The sequence below is a fragment of the Roseisolibacter sp. H3M3-2 genome, assembly GCF_029211165.1.
Classification (GTDB): Bacteria; Gemmatimonadota; Gemmatimonadetes; order Gemmatimonadales; family Gemmatimonadaceae; genus Roseisolibacter.
This window is the reverse complement of record NZ_JARGEK010000624.1, coordinates 1-1,498: the sequence shown is the minus strand read 5'-3', so window position 1 is coordinate 1,498 and position 1,498 is coordinate 1. Positions and strand designations below refer to the sequence as shown.

The 1,498-nt window shown below is 79.9% G+C and carries 1 protein-coding gene; it reads right to left on the bottom strand.

Going from position 1 to position 1,498, the window contains the following annotated elements; translation table 11 throughout:
- Positions 1–1,443 (bottom strand): tetratricopeptide repeat protein (locus tag PYV61_RS25200; RefSeq protein WP_275836637.1); only part of this gene is annotated, 1,443 nt, incomplete at its 3' end.
- Positions 1,444–1,498 lie beyond the last annotated feature (55 nt).

The window sequence follows — 1,498 nt, the reverse complement described above, 5'->3', positions numbered from 1 at the left end:
GGCGGCGTGGGCGAGCGCGGCGAGGTCGGCGATCACCGGGCGCGCGTCGGGGTCGCGCGCGCCGCTCACGCGGTCGTAGGTGGCGAGCGCGCGCGTCATGAGCGCCGCCGCCCCGGCCGCGTCGCCGCGCAGCATGCGCGTGCGCCCGAGCACGTAGAGGCTGCCGGCGACGTCGCGCGTCTCCTCCCCCAGCAGCCGGCGCCGCTCGGCCAGCACCTCCCGCTGCAGCCGCTCCGCGGCGTCGAGGTCGCCGCGCGCCACCAGGATCAGCGAGAGGGTCGACGAGATCGTCAGCAGCTCGGGGTGCCCCGGCGCGAGATGGCGCCGCGCGATGCCGAGCGCGCGGCGCCCCTCGCGCTCCGCCTCCTCGAGGCGCCCGGCCGTCATGAGGAAGCCGGCGAGGAACTCCCGCGGCCGCGCCACCCGCGGGTGATCGGGCCCGAACGCGCGCTCCAGCAGCGCGATCCCCTCGCGCCGCAGCGCCTCCGAGCCGGGGAGGTCGCCGGCGTCCATGCGCGACAGCGAGAGCTCGGCGAGCGTCGCTGCCGCGTCCGGGGCGGCGTCGGGGAGCGCGCGCTGCAGCGCGAGCGCGCGCCGCAGCAGCCCCTCCGCGTCGTCGGGGCGCGACAGGAGGCGGCGCGTGACGCCCAGCTCGTACAGCGCCGTCGCCTCGTCCGCGGCGTCGCCGCCGAGCACCGCGAAGGTCGCCAGCGCCTCGGTGAGCAGCGTGTCGGCGCCGCGGGCGTCGCTGCGCATGCGCCGGATGCGCCCGAAGTCGGTGCGCAGCCGCGCCAGCTCGGCGTCGCGCACCGGCGCGGCGCCGGCGAGGCGGCGGCGCTCGGCCACGGCGCGGCGCAGCACCGAGTCGGCCTGCGCGCGGCGCCCGAGGTTCCGCTGCACGTCGGCGAGGGTGCGCAGCATCTCCACGCGCACCTCGGGCTGCGCCGCCAGCTCGCGGTCGAGGCGGTCCTCGCCGAGCGCCAGCAGGTCGGTGAGCGAGGTGGCGCCCGTGCGGAACGGGTCCGCGCCCTGGAGCAGCGACGTGACGAAGCGCGTGACCTGCCGCGCCTTCGCCGCCTCCGCAGTCGCCAGGGCCAGCGCGCGGCGCGTGCGCGCCTCCTGCAGCGTCGTCACCACGGAGGTCGCGGCCAGCAGCGCGAACAGCGCGACCGCGCCCGCCACCGGCCACCGGTTGCGCAGCACGAAGGCGCGGGCGCGGTACGCGCCCCCCGCCGGCCGCGCGCGCACCGGGAAGCCGGTGCGGTGCCGCCGCAGGTCGTCGAGCAGCGCGGCGGCCGTGGGGTAGCGGCGCTCGGCGTCGGGCTCCAGCGCCTTGAGCACGATCGTGTCGAGGTCCCCGGCGAGGCGGCGCCGCAGCCGCTCGCGCGGCGCCGCGCGCGTGGACGCCGCCCCGTCCGTCACCGCCGACGACGGCCGCGGCACCGGGCGCCGCGTAGTCGGGGGTGAGGAACCAGGTCCCGGTGCCGGTGCGCGCGCC